General features: G+C 73.4%; 16 protein-coding genes. 8 read left to right on the forward strand and 8 right to left on the reverse strand.

The genetic code is table 11. The features are described from left to right. Positions 1-7 precede the first annotated feature (7 nt). Entirely contained in the window at positions 8-421 is a 414-nt protein-coding gene (locus tag QCD66_RS01830; protein ID WP_375734984.1) for a DNA glycosylase AlkZ-like family protein, read from the reverse strand. 40 nt (positions 422-461) lie between these two features. Between QCD66_RS01830 and QCD66_RS01835 the strand changes: the two genes are divergently transcribed. Next, positions 462-854: a PPOX class F420-dependent oxidoreductase gene (locus QCD66_RS01835; protein WP_364214555.1), complete on the forward strand. Its 393-nt coding sequence runs from the start codon at positions 462-464 to the stop codon at positions 852-854. 22 nt (positions 855-876) lie between these two features. Here the strand turns inward: QCD66_RS01835 and QCD66_RS01840 are convergent, their stop codons facing one another. After that, positions 877-1,791 (reverse strand): Ku protein, encoded by a 915-nt coding sequence (locus tag QCD66_RS01840; RefSeq protein ID WP_357538244.1) that lies wholly within the window; start codon positions 1,789-1,791, stop codon positions 877-879. Positions 1,792-1,976: 185 nt separating this feature from the next. Here QCD66_RS01840 and ligD (QCD66_RS01845) point away from each other — a divergent pair, with 185 nt between their 5' ends. From ligD (QCD66_RS01845) to QCD66_RS01855, 3 genes are all read left to right on the forward strand, one after another. Beyond that, positions 1,977-2,918, forward strand: a complete 942-nt coding sequence (ligD, locus tag QCD66_RS01845; protein WP_364214552.1) for a non-homologous end-joining DNA ligase — start codon at positions 1,977-1,979, stop codon at positions 2,916-2,918. Beyond that, positions 2,905-3,819, forward strand: a complete 915-nt coding sequence (gene ligD / locus QCD66_RS01850) for a non-homologous end-joining DNA ligase (protein ID WP_364214549.1) — start codon at positions 2,905-2,907, stop codon at positions 3,817-3,819. Before ligD (QCD66_RS01845) ends, ligD (QCD66_RS01850) begins: the two co-directional genes overlap by 14 nt. A 525-nt stretch (positions 3,820-4,344) precedes the next feature. After that, the gene (locus tag QCD66_RS01855; protein WP_375734982.1) at positions 4,345-5,070 is read left to right on the forward strand and encodes a helix-turn-helix domain-containing protein; all 726 of its coding nucleotides are present in this window, start codon (positions 4,345-4,347) and stop codon (positions 5,068-5,070) included. Between the two features lie 128 nt (positions 5,071-5,198). On the opposite strand, the gene QCD66_RS01860 is transcribed toward QCD66_RS01855, so the two are convergent. Further along, positions 5,199-6,878, reverse strand: a complete 1,680-nt coding sequence (locus QCD66_RS01860) for a DNA repair helicase XPB (protein WP_375734981.1) — start codon at positions 6,876-6,878, stop codon at positions 5,199-5,201. A 209-nt stretch (positions 6,879-7,087) separates the two neighbouring features. Here QCD66_RS01860 and QCD66_RS01865 point away from each other — a divergent pair, with 209 nt between their 5' ends. Continuing rightward, the gene (locus tag QCD66_RS01865) at positions 7,088-7,339 is read left to right on the forward strand and encodes a hypothetical protein (protein WP_364214540.1); all 252 of its coding nucleotides are present in this window, start codon (positions 7,088-7,090) and stop codon (positions 7,337-7,339) included. 10 nt (positions 7,340-7,349) lie between these two features. Here QCD66_RS01865 and QCD66_RS01870 read toward each other — a convergent pair whose 3' ends face one another. Then, entirely contained in the window at positions 7,350-9,764 is a 2,415-nt protein-coding gene (locus QCD66_RS01870) for a helicase-associated domain-containing protein (RefSeq protein WP_375734980.1), read from the reverse strand. Between the two features lie 106 nt (positions 9,765-9,870). On the opposite strand from QCD66_RS01870, the gene QCD66_RS01875 reads away from it, so the two are divergent. Then, positions 9,871-10,074: a hypothetical protein gene (locus tag QCD66_RS01875; protein ID WP_375734979.1), complete on the forward strand. Its 204-nt coding sequence runs from the start codon at positions 9,871-9,873 to the stop codon at positions 10,072-10,074. Between the two features lie 176 nt (positions 10,075-10,250). After that, the gene (locus QCD66_RS01880) at positions 10,251-10,637 is read left to right on the forward strand and encodes a cold shock domain-containing protein (RefSeq protein WP_357538256.1); all 387 of its coding nucleotides are present in this window, start codon (positions 10,251-10,253) and stop codon (positions 10,635-10,637) included. Here the strand turns inward: QCD66_RS01880 and QCD66_RS01885 are convergent. Genes QCD66_RS01885 through QCD66_RS01895 form a run of 3 tightly spaced genes read right to left on the reverse strand, consistent with a single transcriptional unit; the run spans position 10,598 to position 13,881 of the window. Continuing rightward, positions 10,598-11,434 carry a 1,4-dihydroxy-6-naphthoate synthase gene (locus tag QCD66_RS01885; RefSeq protein WP_375734978.1) on the reverse strand — a complete coding sequence of 279 codons (837 nt, stop codon included), beginning with the start codon at positions 11,432-11,434 and terminating at the stop codon, positions 10,598-10,600. The two genes, QCD66_RS01880 and QCD66_RS01885, sit on opposite strands and share 40 nt — an antisense overlap. Before the next feature lie 45 nt (positions 11,435-11,479). After that, on the reverse strand, positions 11,480-12,118 hold the full coding sequence (locus QCD66_RS01890; RefSeq protein WP_375734977.1) for a futalosine hydrolase: 639 nt from the start codon (positions 12,116-12,118) through the stop codon (positions 11,480-11,482). Beyond that, a complete protein-coding gene (locus QCD66_RS01895; protein WP_407566974.1) occupies positions 12,115-13,881 on the reverse strand; it encodes an MFS transporter in 1,767 nt (588 codons plus the stop codon). Before QCD66_RS01895 ends, QCD66_RS01890 begins: the two co-directional genes overlap by 4 nt. Here QCD66_RS01895 and QCD66_RS01900 point away from each other — a divergent pair. Continuing rightward, positions 13,871-14,812 carry a DUF3027 domain-containing protein gene (locus tag QCD66_RS01900; RefSeq protein ID WP_375734975.1) on the forward strand — a complete coding sequence of 314 codons (942 nt, stop codon included), beginning with the start codon at positions 13,871-13,873 and terminating at the stop codon, positions 14,810-14,812. The genes QCD66_RS01895 and QCD66_RS01900 overlap by 11 nt on opposite strands. Before the next feature lie 19 nt (positions 14,813-14,831). Here the strand turns inward: QCD66_RS01900 and QCD66_RS01905 are convergent, their stop codons facing one another. Further along, positions 14,832-15,038, reverse strand: a complete 207-nt coding sequence (locus tag QCD66_RS01905) for a DUF2530 domain-containing protein (protein WP_357538486.1) — start codon at positions 15,036-15,038, stop codon at positions 14,832-14,834. Between the last annotated feature and the right edge of the window lie 31 nt (positions 15,039-15,069).

Raw genomic sequence — 15,069 nt, forward strand, 5'->3', positions numbered from 1 at the left:
CGCCCGCTCAGTCGACGGTCAGGAGCACGTCGGGCACGCCACGTACGGCGGCCAGCCGCTCGGCCTCCACCTCGGCTTTCCGGCGCACCTTGGCCGACAGCGGTTCGAACGGGGTCACGGTGACGTCGAGGCGCTTGCGGTTGGCCAGCCGGGCCCGCCAGGTGCCGGCGATCTCGCCGTCGACGAGCAACGCGCCCGGTGCCGCGACCGCCCGCCAGACCTGCCGCTGCCGTTGCCGGTCGGGCAGCAGCAGTTCGCGGTCCCGGGCCTGGCGGGCCGACCCGTACGGCGTGTCCTGCACGCCGAGGTCGAGCACGGCGAGTGCGGCCGGGTCGCCGCCGCCGGCCCGGTCGAGCTGCTGCGCCGCCACCCGGTAGGCGAGCACCCGCGACCGGGTGACCTTGATCGGCTGATCCGTCAACCGCCGTCGCCCTTCTCGCGGTCGCTGTAGATTCGGGTCCATGTCGATTCTGACCGAGGCCGATGTCGCCCTGCTCAACGAGCCACACCTCGCCCACGTCGCCACCATCGAGGCCGACGGCTCGCCGCACGTCACGCCGGTGTGGGTGGACACCGACGGGGAACGGATCATCTTCAACACGGCCAAGGGCCGGGTGAAATACGACAACATCCTGCGCGACCCGCGGGTGGCGGTGTCGGTGGTGGACAAGAACAACGACTACCGGACGCTGTGGGTGAAGGGGACGGCCGAGTTCGTCGACGAGGGTGCCGACGAGCACATCGACAAGATGGCACAGAAATACCTGGGCCAGCCGACGTATCCGATGCGGAAGCCGGGCGAGCAGCGGGTGATCGTACGGATCACGCCGACCGAGCGCCTCGGTCAGGGCTGAGCCCTCCGGGCCGGGACGGCGGTCAGGCGGTCTTGCGGGTCGGGGTCCGGGCGGACCCCGCCTTCTTGGCCGCCGTCTTCTTCGCGGCCTTCCGGGGCGCCGCCTTCTTCGCCGCCTTCTTGGCCGGGGCCTTCTTCGGCGCCTCCTCGGCGGGTTCGCCCCGGGCGACCCTGGCCCGCTCGACCGAGGCCCGCAGCGCCGCCATCAGGTCGACGGCGGCCGCCGGCGCCTCCTCCACCTCTTCGGGCTGTACGACCTCGCGGCCTTCCACCTTGGCGTCGATGACCTCCTGCAACGCGGCGCGGTAGTCGTCGGTGAACGCGTCGGGTTCGAAGTCGCCGGCCATCGAGTCGATCAGCGAACTGGCCATCGCCAGTTCCGGCGGGCGGACCTGGATGTCGTCGTCGAGGAAACCGAACGACGGCTTACGGATCTCGTCCGGCCACAACATCGTGTTGAGCAGCAGTACGCCTTCGCGGACCCGTAGCGTGGCGAGCTGTTCGCGCTGCCGCAGCGCCACCTTGACGATCGCGACCCGGTCGGAGTCGGTCAGCGCGTCGCGCAGCAGCACGTACGGCTTGGTGGCCGCACCCTCGGGTTCCAGGAAGTACGCCTTGTTGTAGAGGATCGGGTCGACCTGCTCGGCGGGCACGAACTCCATGACGTCGATGGCGTGCGAGGTGGTCAGCGGCAGGTCGGCGAAGTCCTCGTCGGTGAGGATCACCATCTCGCCACCGCCGATGTCGTAGCCCTTGGCGATGTCGTCGTACTTGACCTCTTCCCCGCAGATCGAGCAGGTGCGCTTGTAGCGGATCCGGCCGCCGTCCTCGCGGTGCACCTGATGGAAGCGGATGTCCTTTTCCTCGGTGGCCGAGTAGAGCTTGACCGCGATCGAGACAAGACCGAACGAGACGGCACCCTTCCAGATAGCCCGCATGTCGCTCCTTACCCGGCTCCACCGCTGGAGATACCCGGCCTGACCTGTGGAAATCCGCCGTACCGGGGCCGGAGCAGCCCGGTATAGACCAGGATCGCACCGGGGGGCGCCGAGCGGGAGGGTTTCCCTCCGACGGCTGGCGGATGTGTGGCCTGGCCAGGCCGGATTCGTCCTACGATGGGCAGGTGCCGGCCCCGCCGCGTAAGCCGATGCTCGCCGTCACCGGCGACCTGCCCACCGGCCCCGGCTGGGGCTACGAGTTCAAGTGGGACGGCGTCCGGGCGCTGGCCGACGTCGCCGCCGGCGGCGGCCGGTTCTTCGCCCGGTCCGGGGTCGAGATCACCGTCGCCTACCCCGAGTTCACCGCCCTGACCAGGCTGTTCGACGACGTCCAGTTCGACGGCGAGATCGTCGTGCTCGACGAGGGTGGCGTGCCGTCGTTCACCGCGCTGGCCGAGCGGATGCACGTACGCGACCCGGGCCGCGCGGCGCGGCTGGCGGCGACCGTTCCGGCGATGTACATGATCTTCGACCTGCTCCGGCTGCGGGGCGTGGACCTGACCGGACGGACCTATCGGGAGCGGCGCGCGGAACTGGACGGGCTGGACCTCGCAGGACCACGCTGGGCGGTACCTCCGACGTTCACCGACGGCCCCGCGACCTACGCCGCCGCCCGCGAACACGGCCTGGAGGGAGTCGTCGCCAAACGGCTCGACTCCGCCTACCGTGCGGGGGTGCGTACCCCCGACTGGGTCAAGACCAAGGTCGAGGTGACCGCCGACTTCGTCGTCGGCGGCTGGCGACCCGGCGCCCGCCGGCTCGGCGGGCTGCTGGTCGGGGTGCCCGGCCCGGACGGGCGGCTCACCTACCGGGGCCGGGTCGGCGGCGGCATCGGGGCGGCCGCCGAGCGCGACCTGCTCGCCGAACTCGAACCGCGCCGCGCCGACGCCTCACCGTTCGCCCCTGGAGTGTCGCGCGAGGACGCCCGGGGCGCCCACTGGGTACGCCCCGAGGTGGTCGTGGAGGTGAAGTACGGCCAGCGCACCCCCGACGGCCGGCTGCGCTTCCCCCGCTTCCTGCGGCGCCGCCCCGACCTGCGACCGGAGGACGTCGATGGCGAGTGGTGACCGGATCAGGGTCGAGGTCGGCGACCGCGAACTCGACCTGTCCAACCTCGACAAGGTGCTCTACCCGGCGAGCGGGTTCACCAAGGGTGAGGTGATCGACTACTACACCCGCGTCGCGCCGGTCCTGCTGCCACACCTGCGCGACCGCGCACTGACCCGCATCCGCTATCCCAACGGCGTCGACCAGCAGTTCTTCTTCGAGAAGAACGCCCCGGCGAGCACTCCGGACTGGGTGCGGACCGAGCGCCTGCCGGCACCCGGTTCAACCAAGAACCGGGAGAAAATCGACTACGTGGTCGCCGACGACCTGCCGACCCTGGTCTGGCTCGCCAACCTGGCCGCCCTGGAGTTGCACACCCCGCAGTGGCGGATCGGCACCCACCCCGACCTGATGGTGGTCGACCTCGACCCGGGTCGCCCGGCCGGCCTGCGCGAGTGCTGCGGCGTCGCGCTGTTGCTGCGCGAACGCCTAGCCGCCGACGGCCTGGTCAGCCAGCCCAAGACGTCGGGCAAGAAGGGCATGCAACTGTGCTGCCCGATCTCCGCCGGGCAGTCCGCCGAGGTGGTCAGCGACTACGCCCGGCGGATCGCGGAGGAACTGGAACGGACGGCACCGAAGTCGATCACCTCGAAGATGGCCCGCAACCTGCGCCCCGGCAAGGTGTTCATCGACTGGAGTCAGAACAACGCGGCCAAGACGACCGTGGCACCGTACTCGCTGCGCGCCGAACCGCAACCCTTCGTCTCCACCCCGCTGACCTGGACCGAGGTCGAGGCGGCGGCCGACGGCGACGCCCGGGCCGTCCGCCCGTTCACCGCCGCCGAGGTCCTGGACCGCGTCGACCGGTACGGCGATCTGATGGCCGACCTCGTCACCCCCGGCCCCGCCCTCCCCACCTGACGCCACCGACCGGCGGAGGGTCGACGCAGCGGCAGCCGGCGGCGGCCCCGGCCCGGGCGCAGGTGGTCGCCTGAGTTTGCGGAGCCGGAGCCCGGCCCTCCGCGGTTGCGCTCTCGGCCGGGCGGACATAGCTGTCCGAGCCGCCGGACCCCCCCGGCGGCAGCCTGCCCGGGCGGCTGTCCGGCCGGGCCCAACACTGCTGTCCGAGTCCACAGCGAATTCAGTGTTAAAACAGTGAATTCGCTGTCGCCCGCAACAGCAGTACCTGCCCCGGCCCGGCCCGTGCGTCCCGGCCCGGCCCGTGCGTCCCGGCCCGGCCCGTGCGTCCCGGCCCGGCCCGGTCCGTGCGCCCCCGGGCCCTGGCGCCGTCGATCGTCGGCCCGGTCGAGCCCGGCCCCGCACCACAGGCCTGCACCCAGCCCCTTCGAGGCCTCGAATCCCCAGCGGCTGGAGTTATCCACAGCGTTTTCCACAGGGTGGGCAGGCAGGGTGGCGCGCGACGGCGGACCGCGCCACGATCAGGCGGTGAGTGACGACCGAGCCGTCGCCGCGGCGCCGGCCGGGCGACTCAATCTTCGGCTGGGGCAACTGCTCCGCCTCGAACGGGAGCGGGCGCGGCTTTCACAGCGGGCGCTGGCGGCCCGTGCCGGCACCTCCCAGCAGTGCGTCTCCCGTTTCGAGACCGGCTTCTACGCCCCGACGACGGCCGTCGTCGAACGGCTCTTCGAGGCGCTCGGCTGCCAGGTGCGGGCCGATGTCGAAGCGCTCGACGCCGATCTCGACGAGAGCATCGCGGTGGCCCGCCGGGAACGGGACGACGACATCCGGTTCATGCTGGGCAACCTCGGGAGCCTGCTGCGCTGGTCCGGCGGCCTCGACTACGTCATCGACGGCGAACTGGCCGCCGCGTTGCAGGGCGTGCCGGTCCGGGTGACCCGCGCCGACGTCGCGGTCGCCGCGGCCGACCTGCCCCGGTTGACCGACTGGATCTTCACCTTGCCGAACTGCGAGCGGTGGAACGAGCGGTGGCGGGACTTCGTCGGCGCCGACCGGGACCCGAACCGGCCCGGCCCGCTGCGCTGGTGGACACCACTGGCCGAGCTGCGGGTACGGCTGCTGGAGACCCGGCCGACGCCGGTCCCGGTGGTCGCTGGGGCGGAAGAGGTGCCGGTCCGGCCGCTGCTCGACGTCCTCCGCGACGACCCGCAACTCGACCGCGTCGCGCGCCGCGCCAGAGTGCTCGGCGCCTGACACCCACCCTCAGCGCCGGCGGCCCGCTACGGCCATCCGCGAGTCACGAACGCCCGCCACGGCCATCCGCGAGTCACGGCCGCCGACACGGCCACCCGTCGCGCACGCCCGCCTCGGCGATCCCCGGATCAGTCTGTCGACGGCAGCGGCGGGCCGAGCACGTCGTCGGCGTCGACGATCGTGTACGCGTACCCCTGCTCGGCGAGGAACCGCTGCCGGTGTGCGGCGTACTCGGTGTCAATCGTGTCCCGGGACACCACCGTGTAGAAGTGCGCCTGCCGTCCGTCGGACTTTGGCCGCAGCACCCGGCCGAGCCGCTGTGCCTCTTCCTGCCGGGACCCGAACGTGCCGGAGACCTGGATCGCCACCGCCGCCTCCGGCAGGTCGATGGAGAAGTTGCCCACCTTGGAGATCACCAGGGTCGACACCTCGCCGGAGCGGAACGCGTCGAAGAGCCGTTCCCGCTCCTTGTTGGTCGTCGACCCCTGCACGATCGGCGCGTCGAGGAACTCGCCGAGCTGGTGCAACTGCTCGATGTAGGCGCCGATGACCAGCACCTGCTCGCCGTGGTGCCGCTCGACCAGGCGGCGGACCACGGGCAGCTTCGTACGCGCCGTCGCCGCCACCCGGTAGCGCTCCTCCGGCTCGGCGACCGCGTACGCCATCCGTTCGGCGTCGGTCAGCGTGACCCGTACCTCGGTGCACTCGGCCGGGGCGATCCAGCCCTGTGCCTCGATGTCCTTCCAGGGCGCGTCGTAGCGCTTCGGCCCGATCAGGGAGAAGACGTCGCCCTCGCGGCCGTCCTCGCGGACCAGGGTCGCGGTCAGGCCGAGCCGGCGGCGGGCCTGCAGGTCGGCGGTGAACCGGAAGATCGGCGCCGGCAGCAGGTGCACCTCGTCGTAGACGACCAGCCCCCAGTCGCGGGCGTTGAAGAGGTCGAGGTGGGTGAAGGCGCCGCCACGCCGCGAGGTCAGCACCTGGTACGTCGCGATGGTGACCGGCCGGATCTCCTTGCGTTCCCCGGAGTACTCGCCGATCTCGTCCTCGGTCAGCGACGTCCGGGCGACCAGTTCCCGCTTCCACTGCCGGCCGGCGACGGTGTTGGTGACCAGGATCAGCGTGGTCGCCTTCGCCTCGGCCATCGCCGCCGCCCCGACCAGCGTCTTGCCGGCGCCACAGGGGAGTACGACCACGCCGGAGCCGCCGGCCCAGAAGGTGTCGACCGCCTCACGCTGGTAGGACCGCAGCGTCCAGGCCGGCCGGCCGTCCTTGCCGGCCTCGGCGAGGTCGATCGGATGCGCCTCGCCGTCGACGTAACCGGCCAGGTCCTCCGCCGGCCAGCCGAGCTTGAGCAGTGCCTGCTTGAGCCGTCCGCGTTCGGACGGGTGCACGACCAGGGTGTCGTCGTCGACCTTGGCACCGAGCATGCCGGCAAGCTTCTTGCTCTTGGCCACCTCGATCAGCACCATCCGGTCCAGGGCACGCAGCACCAGACCGTGGGTGGGGTGGTTGACCAGTTGCAGCCGGCCGTACCGGTCCATCGTCTCGGCGACGTCCACCAGCAACGCGTGCGGTACCGGATAGCGGGAGAACTTGATCAGGGCGTCGACCACGCCCTCGGCGTCGTGGCCGGCGGCCCGCGCGTTCCACAGCCCGAGCGGCGTGAGCCGGTAGGTGTGCACGTGCTCCGGCGAGCGCTCCAGTTCGGCGAACGGCGCGATCGCGATGCGGCAGGCCTGCGCGTCGGGGTGGTCGACCTCCAGCAGAAGAGTCTTGTCGGACTGGACGATCAGCGGACCGCTGTTCACGCCGGTTTTCCCCCTCGACCGCGCGGAAAGGACCCTCCAGTGTTGCACGCACGGGACGGTTCGGTGCCGGTCCGCGGCGGCCGCCCACCGGCCGTCCGACCTGCCCTGACGGGGCGAACCCGGAGCGGACTCCGGGGCGAAAACCCTGTCAGAAGCGCCGTGCGGCTGCCAGTCTGGATAAAACCGGCTGGTGGAGACGGGGAGGGCGCATGTCAGTGGATGGTGAGACGGCCCGCCGAACCGAGCCGGGGTACGCCACGTCCGACGATCCGGCGCCGGTGTCGCGCGCCACGATCGTCGCGTACGGCTGTGCCGCCGCACTGCTCTTCGGCTGGTTCCTCTTCGGCTGGCTGGTCCAGCAGCAGGGCTTCGTCGACTCGGTCGGCGAGGCGCTGGGCACCGCATCCGCCCTGCTCCTGCTGGTGTCGATCGTCGGGATGGCACGCCGCCACCGACGATGAGCGGGTCAGGTCACTCCTCGACGACCGCCGCGGTGATCCGGTGCAGGGCGAACGTGTGCAACGTCTCCGTCCGGTCGTCCTCCGCGCGCAGGTAACCGCCACCGATCGACACCGGTCGCAGCAGCCGCGACGTGGTGCCGCCGTGCGCGTCGACGTATCCGACCCAGACCTGGGACCGGTCCCGGACCGCCTGCTGCAGCACCGCCAGCGCCTGGGTGTGGGCCTGCACGGTGGTCAGCCGCTCGCCGTTGCGCCCACCCGCTGTCCGCATCGTCGCCGGCGCCCGGCGGGCCGCCCGGGCGGCGGCGTCGCCGCGGCGGAGCTGTTCGACGATGCCCAGCACCCGGGGCTGGGTGAGGGCCGGCGCGGCCAGCGGGTCGGCGCCCCGGTCGGGCGTACGCAGCGGTGCCCGGCGGACCTTCGGTCGGGACAGCACGGCGGCGCCGCTCGCGTCCTCGGGCACGGGTGCGTAGCCGGCCTCCCGGAGCGTGGCCAGCAGCCGACCGGCCTGGTGCGGGGTCACCAGCACGGTCGGGGCCAACCGGCGCAGCGCCAGCACCGTCAGCCGCCGGTCGGCGAGTGCCTGGGTGAGCAGCGCCTCGTCGTCGCTGCGCAGGTATGACCCGGCCGGCCCGGCCCGCAGCCCGCCGTGCTTGCGGGCGGTGTCGTCGACGAGGTAACGCAGCGCCTGCGGCACCGGAGTACGCGACCGGCGGCCGAACAGTGCGTGCAGGTCGTCGGCGGAGTATCCGGCGTCGAGGGCACGGCGGACGCTGGCCGGGGTGACCCGGTAGACGCTGGCCCCGCCGGCTGACTCGGGCTCGGCGACGGCGTCCAGTTCGGCGGCGAGCGCCGGTTCCGGCGGACCGGGTACGACCACGGTCAGGTCGGCCTGCACCAGCAGGTGGTCGACCGGGGCGGGCAGCAGCCCGTCGAGCGCCCGGGCCACCGCCGGCAGGTCGGCCGGGCTGCCGACGGTCGACCGTACGCCCAGCGGGTCCTCCTCGACGGTGGACGTCCGGTCCGGTGCCGTCTCGGCGAGCAGCACCCGCCCGAAGCTGGTGAGCGCGCCGAGCCCGGTCACGCCGAGCTGGGCGGCCTCGGCCAGCGCGTCCCGGTAGGCCGACTCGCGGCCGCGCCCACGGCGTGGTGCTTCCCAGGCGAGCAGGTCCAGCACCTCGCCGGCGGTCGGCGCGGCACCGGGGGCGAGGTCGGCGAGCACACCGAGCGCGGCCCGCCGGGCGGCCGGTGCCGAACCACGCCCGACCTCGGTGGACAGTACGGCGATCGGCCGGTCCCGGTCGTCGCGCTGGCCCACCAGGCCGGCCTGGCGGGGCATCCCGAGCCAGCCACGGGCCAGCTGCTCCCAGCGGGCCGACAGGGGCAGCACCCGCCACACGTCGTAGCCGGTGGTCGGCAGGATCTGGCTGTCGCCGCCGGCCCGACCACCCGCTCCGGGCACGTCGGCCGGGCCGAGCAGCCCGGCCGCGTATCCGACCTCGATCAGCAGCGCGGCCGGCGCGTCGTCGAGGCCGGCGGCCTTCGCCAGCCGGCGCAGTTCGCGTACGCCGATCCCGCCGGACCGCAACACCGGTGCCGGCTCGGCGGCCAACGCCTCGGCCAGTGCCTCGACGTGCCGGATGACCTCCATGGCCTGGCCGGCGCCGGCCGAGTCGACGGCCTTGGGTTCCCGGCCGGCGGGGACCGGGACGGGTGGCCGGGGATGCAGCGGCCCGAGCGCCCCGGTGTCGCGGCGCAGCAGCAGCCCGACCTCGCGGGGCAGTTCGACGGCGTCGGCGTCGACCGAGAACGCCCCGTCGGTGATCGTGACGAGAAGCCCGTTGTCGAGCAGCCAGCCGACGGCGGCACCGGTGGCGGGCGAGCCGACCGGCGGGCCGGCGGCGAGCCGGTCGAGGACCGCCCGGGCCGGCTGCGGGGCGGCCAGCACCGTGCGGCGCAGCCGCGCCGGGTCGGCGACCAGGGCCGCCGTGCGCGAGTCGAGGTCGGCGGCCGGTCGCCCCAACCCCGCCGGGTACGGCGAACAGACCTCGTCGACGGCGTCGACGAGCCGCAGCGTGGTTTCCGGGCCGTAGACGATGAACCGGGCCCGGAGCCGGTCGAGGGCGGCCCGGGCGGTGGCCGCGTCGACGCCCTGCGCCGGTACGGCGGCCAGCGCCAGCACGGACTCGACCGAGGTGGTGCCCTCGTCGGCGGTGCGGGCGAGGCGTACGGCGTCCAGGACCTGCAGCGTGAACCGGTCGAGCCCGTCGAGCGCCCGGGCCACCGAGACCCGCGACTGGGCGCGTGCGGCCAGCGCGCCGATGTCGGTCGGCACGGGTACGACGAGGTCGGGGCGCAGGCGCAGCAGGGCGCCGAGCGCTTCGTCGGGCAGCGCCCGGAGTTGGTCGGCGAGGGTGGTGGTCATCGTCTTTCCACGCTATCCGGCCGGACGTGGATGATGGGCCTCGGTCGCTCGTGCGGGTGGCGTGCGACGATGATCAGGTAAGGAACGGCGGGGAGGGAGTTTCAGCATGGCTCGGGACGGCGGACGGCGGGTGCCGGAGCGTGGCGCGGCGGGGACGGCGCGGGACACCAGGGTCAAGCCGGTGAAGCAGGGACACCTGGCGGTCACCGAAATCACCTTCTCCCGACCGGGTGGTCCCTCCCCGTTCGGCGACGACGTGCAGTTTCCGCTGCCGGTGGAAGACCTGAACTACACGCACGTCAGTCGCTGAGTCCGGCGGGGGAGTGATTGTCGTCACGTCCCCTGGCCGGTCCGGGAAGCATCTGTCCCGGTGCGGGCGGCGACCGGTGGGGCTTCGGCCGGCCCGGGCGGATTCTCGGGCGCACTCGACGGGTTCCTACGGATAGCCTTGTCAGGTCCGTAATTTCGACGAAGCAGGGGTCATCGGTGCCGACGGGGCGAGTTAAGTGGTACGACGCGGCCAAGGGCTACGGGTTCGTCACCAGTGACGAGGGTGGCGACGTCTTCCTGCCGAAGGGCGCGCTGCCGGCGGGTGTGACGGAACTCAAGGGTGGCCAGCGGATCGAGTTCGGGCTGATGGACAGCCGTCGGGGTGCGCAGGCGCACGGCGTGAAGCTGCTCGACGCCCCACCGTCCATGGCGGAACTTCGCCGGCGTCCGGCCGAGGAACTGCACGGGCTGGTCGAGGACATGATCAAGGTGCTCGAGGCCAAGGTGCAGCCCGACCTGCGGCGCGGCCGGTTCCCCGACCGCAAGACCGCCCAGAACGTCGCTCAGCTCGTCCACGCGGTGGCCCGCGAGCTGGAGATCTGAGGCGTCAGACCGGCGTCGGCGGCCCGGCGCAGCAGCGCGTCGACCGCCGCGTGCCCGTCGCGGCCCAGGTCGGCGGTGAAGTCGTTGACATACAGCGCGATGTGTCGGTCGGCGACGTCCGGCTCCATCTCCTGGGCGTGCGCCATCACGTAGTCGCGGCTGGCCGCCGGGTCGGCCCACGCCTGGCGCACCGACTCGCGGATCCAGCCGGCGGCGGCGACCGGGTCGACGGCCCCCCGCCGGGCCAGGATCGCGCCGAGCGGGATCGGTAGCCCGGTGTCGTTCTCCCACCATTCGCCGAGGTCGACCAGGGCGGTCAGGCCGTAGCGGGGATAGGTGAAGCGGGCCTCGTGGATGACGAGGCCGGCGTCGTACCGGCCGGCGGCCACGCCCGGCATGATCTCGTGGAAGGGCACGACCTCGATCCGGGCCGGCGGGTGGTCCGCCGCCCAGAGCCGGAAGAGCAGGTACGCCGTCGTCCGGTCGCCGGGTACGGCGACGGTCGCCCCGGTCAGGTCGGTGGTGGCGGCGTCGGTCCGGGCGAGCAGGAGCGGGCCGCAGCCCCGGCCGAGGGCACCGCCGCAGGGCAGCAGCTCGTAGTCGTCGAGCAGCCAGGGCAGCGCGGCGTAGCTGACCTTGACGATGTCGTACGCACCCCGCTCGGCGGCGGTGTTGGTCACGTCGACGTCGGCGTAGGTGACGTCGACCGCCGGCGCCCCGGGCACCAGGCCGTGGACGAGCGCGTGGAAGACGAAGGTGTCGTTGGGGCACGGCGAGATGGCCAGCGAGATCGTCACGCCCCCCACCGTATCCAGCGGCTGGCCGGCCCGGCGCGGCGGTTGTCAGGCGAGCCGGGTGGCGGCGGTGGTGAGGGCGTCGAACGCCTCCCGCATCCGCCACGCGGCCCGGTCGCGCGGCCCGATCGGGTTCGAGACCGTACGCAGCTCGGCGAAGGGAACACCGGCACCGGCGGCGGCACACGCGACGCCGTACCCCTCCATGGCCTCGGCCACGGCGTCGGGGTGCCGGGCGGCCAGGGCTTTTGCCGAGTCGGCGCTGCCGGTGACGGTCCCGACGGTGAGTACCGCGCCGACGGCGGCGGCGGGCAGCGCCCGGCGCAGCGCCGCCAGCAGCGGCGGGTGGACCGCCGCGACGGTCTCGCCGAAGCCCAGCTCGTCGAGGGGGATGAAGCCGTCGGGCGACTCGGCGCCGAGGTCGGCGGCGATGCTGCGGTCGGCCAGTACGGTGCCGCCGACCTCGACCCGGTCGGTGAACCCGCCCGCGATCCCGGCGCAGATCACCGCCGTGTACGGCCGTCCGGCGCCCTCGGCGAGGGCGAGCAGCCGGGCGGTGCCCGCGGCGGCGGCCGCCGGCCCGACCCCGACCGGGGTGACGGTCACGGCGGCGTCGCCCAGCCCGGCGCGTACGGCGGCGGCCTCGGCCTCGACGGCGGTGACCACCAGCAGGTGGTCGGCGATCATGCCGGCCCCCGTGATTCGCGGCTGGTCTCGTCGTCGCCGGTGCCGGGCCGGGGGACGGCCGACGAGGGGCGGTAGATGTGGTAGCCGGGCGGGGCGGTGGCCTCGGGCCGCTCGACGGGGGTGGTCGGCCGGTCGCCGGCGGACTGGGTCGGCGTTCGGGGCGTCTTCTCGAGCCGGGTGGGCGGATCGTCGGGCGCGGTCTTCGCCGGTTCCCTGGCGGCGGCCTTCTTGCGGATGAACATCCTCCTGATGCCGCTGGCTTCCCGGTTCGGCCCGGGGCTGTCCGGCTCCTTCCCGGCCGCGGGGGCGGCCGGGGCCGGCTTCTCGGCGTCACGGTCGGGGGTGGGTGGCGTCGGCGGGTCCGCGGTGTCGGCCGGATCTTCGGCGTCGGCCGTCGGCCGGCCCTGCAGCCTCTCGGCCCGCAGCCGGCCGGCGACGAACACGGCGCGGGCGGCGGCGAGTACACCGATCCCGGCGACCACGCCGATGCCGACCCGGCCGTCGAACGGGATCAGGCCGACCGCGCCACCGGCGACGAAGGCGAGCATGAGCACGGTTTCGGAGTGGGCGAAGGCGCTGGCCCGCATCCGTTCCCGGACCCGTTCCTGGATCGAGGCGTCGACGGCGAGCTTGGCGATACCGCTCATCACGGCGCTGGTCAGGCACAGCAGGGCGACCATCAGCAGCGAGAACTTGATCGTGGCGAGGATCGCGACACCGGCGACGATGACCAGCCCGCTCGACTGCAGCGCGAGCGGGTGGTGGATGCGTAGCCGGGTGCCAATCGCGGTGGCCAGGAAGGTGCCGGCGGCGAGCGCGGCACCGACCAGGCCGAGGGCGGCCTCGTCGCCGAGGTCGCGGCCGAACACCACCGTGGTCAGGTCACCGGCCTTGATCGCGAAGGCCAGGAAGAGGAGCAGGAAACCGTAGAGGGCACGCAGGCTGGCGCTGCCGATCAGTGCGGCGAGGACCAGCCGGCCGGACAGCACCCGTTCGCCTCGACCCCGGCGGAAGCCGAGGATCTGCCAGGCCCGGGGCACCGTCTCCGGGGGATCGGAGTCGGCGCGCGGCGGTAGCCGCAGCGCGATCACCATGCCGACGAGGAAGATCACCGAGGCGACTCGCAGTGGCCATTGTGGACCGAACCAGAACGCGGCCAGGCCGAGCGGGGCCACCACGGCGCCCGCGATCGTGCCGTAGACGCTGGCCCGGGCGCCGGCCTGGGACAGGCCGAGCTTCTCCGGCAGCAGCCGGGGCACGGCCGCCGACCGGGCGACGCCGTAGGCCCGGGACAGGGCGAGCACCCCGAAGGCGGCCGGATAGAGCCCGAAGCCGTGGATGTAGTCGGAGATCAACCAGGCGAGGAACGCCCGACCGAGCATGGTCGCCGCCAGCGCGTAGCGCCGGCCGTGCCGGAAGTGGTCGAGCAGCGGACCGACCACCGGGGCGAGCAGCGCGAACGGGACCATGGTGACCAGCAGGTAGAGGGCGACCTTGCTGCGGGCCTCGCCGAGCGGCGCGTTGAAGAAGATCGTGCCGGCCAGTCCGATCGCGATGAGCGTGTCGCCGGCGCAGGACACGGCGTGCAGGTCGAAGAGGCGGACCATCCCGGGTTCGCCGCCGGCGCCCTTCTCGCGTATCCGGCCGACCCGGCGGGTCGCCCAGCGCCCGCCGCTGACCGAACCTCTGGCGAGCACGCGGGTGCCGCGGAACGCGGAACCGATGGTGCGCCCGAGCGACGGGAAGAGCGGCATGCCTCCCATCCTCGCCCATCCGATGGGTCTTCGTCCCATCCGGCAGCGGATCGGATCGGGGAGTGCCTGTCGACGATCGGCCGGCATGAGGAACAATGTCTGTGTGACCAGGACGACCACCCGCGCCGCCCGCCTCGACCAGGTCTGTGCCTCTGCCGTCGACGTGGCCCGCGCCGCCATCACCGAGGTCGAGCCGGAGGGGGTCGGCGTCCACCTGGAGGCGGTCGTCGAGGGTGATCGGCTGGTCACCCACCTGTTCGAGTGCCTGCTGCCCGGTTACCGGGGCTGGCGCTGGGCGGTCACCGTCACCCGGGTGGCCCGCAGCAAGCACGTGACGGTCTGCGACACCGTGCTGCTGCCCGGTGCCGACGCGCTGCTCGCCCCCGGCTGGCTGCCCTGGCACGAGCGGCTCCAGCCCGGCGACCTGGGCGTCGGTGACCTGCTGCCGACCGCGCCCGACGACGAGCGGCTGGCCCCGGGCTATCTGGAGTCGGACGACCCCGCGGTCGAGGAGGTCTCCTGGGAGCTGGGCCTCGGCCGGGCGCGGGTGCTGTCCCGCGAGGGCCGCGCCGACACCGGTCAGCGCTGGTACGAGGGCGACCCCGGGCCGGAAGCGCCGATCTCGGTCGCCGCGCCCCGCACCGCCCGCTGTGGGTCGTGCGGGTTCTACCTGCCGCTGGCCGGTGCGATGCGGCTGCTGTTCGGGGCCTGCGCCAACGTCTACGCCCCCGACGACGGCCGGGTGGTCAGCGCCGACCACGGCTGCGGTGCCCACTCGGAGACGCTGACCGACGTCGCCCCGACGCCGGTCGACGAACTGCCGACCGTCTACGACGACAGCGAGGTCGAGGCGGTGCCGGTGTACGTGGCCGCCGCTCCGGCCACGACCGGCGGTCCGGTCGCCGAGGACGAGCCGGCCGAGCCGTACGGGCACGGCTGACCGGAGCCGGCAGGCCGGGTCAGCCGGCCGCGGCGCGGCGGCGCCGCCGGTTGGCGTCGTGTTTCATCATCACCGCCAGGCCGGGAAAGCCCATCAGGAAGCCGGCGAGGCAGGTCCAGAGCCAGTCGGTGTGCCCCTGATCGGCCAGCCAGCCGCGGAAGAAGACCAGCAGGACCAGGCCGGCGACCGCCCACGCCACGATGCCGGCCACCGCGAAGGGGACCATCGGCGGGTCGAGCGGCTCGGGCTTGGGGCGG

Origin of the sequence: Polymorphospora sp. A560, assembly GCF_045781765.1 — a bacterium.
Taxonomy (GTDB): domain Bacteria; phylum Actinomycetota; class Actinomycetes; order Mycobacteriales; family Micromonosporaceae; genus Polymorphospora; species Polymorphospora lycopeni.

Bases quoted from the DNA above. Each gene is read 5' to 3' on its own strand.
- QCD66_RS01835 (WP_364214555.1), top strand. From the start codon at position 462: ATGTCGATTCTGACCGAGGCCGATGTCGCCCTGCTCAACGAGCCACAC.
- QCD66_RS01840 (WP_357538244.1), bottom strand. From the start codon at position 1,791: ATGCGGGCTATCTGGAAGGGTGCCGTCTCGTTCGGTCTTGTCTCGATC.
- ligD (WP_364214549.1), top strand. From the start codon at position 2,905: ATGGCGAGTGGTGACCGGATCAGGGTCGAGGTCGGCGACCGCGAACTC.
- QCD66_RS01865 (WP_364214540.1), top strand. From the start codon at position 7,088: ATGTCAGTGGATGGTGAGACGGCCCGCCGAACCGAGCCGGGGTACGCC.
- QCD66_RS01870 (WP_375734980.1), bottom strand. From the start codon at position 9,764: ATGACCACCACCCTCGCCGACCAACTCCGGGCGCTGCCCGACGAAGCG.
- QCD66_RS01875 (WP_375734979.1), top strand. From the start codon at position 9,871: ATGGCTCGGGACGGCGGACGGCGGGTGCCGGAGCGTGGCGCGGCGGGG.
- QCD66_RS01890 (WP_375734977.1), bottom strand. From the start codon at position 12,118: ATGATCGCCGACCACCTGCTGGTGGTCACCGCCGTCGAGGCCGAGGCC.
- QCD66_RS01900 (WP_375734975.1), top strand. From the start codon at position 13,871: ATGCCTCCCATCCTCGCCCATCCGATGGGTCTTCGTCCCATCCGGCAG.
- QCD66_RS01895 (WP_407566974.1), bottom strand. From the start codon at position 13,881: ATGGGAGGCATGCCGCTCTTCCCGTCGCTCGGGCGCACCATCGGTTCC.
- QCD66_RS01905 (WP_357538486.1), bottom strand. From the start codon at position 15,038: ATGGTCCCCTTCGCGGTGGCCGGCATCGTGGCGTGGGCGGTCGCCGGC.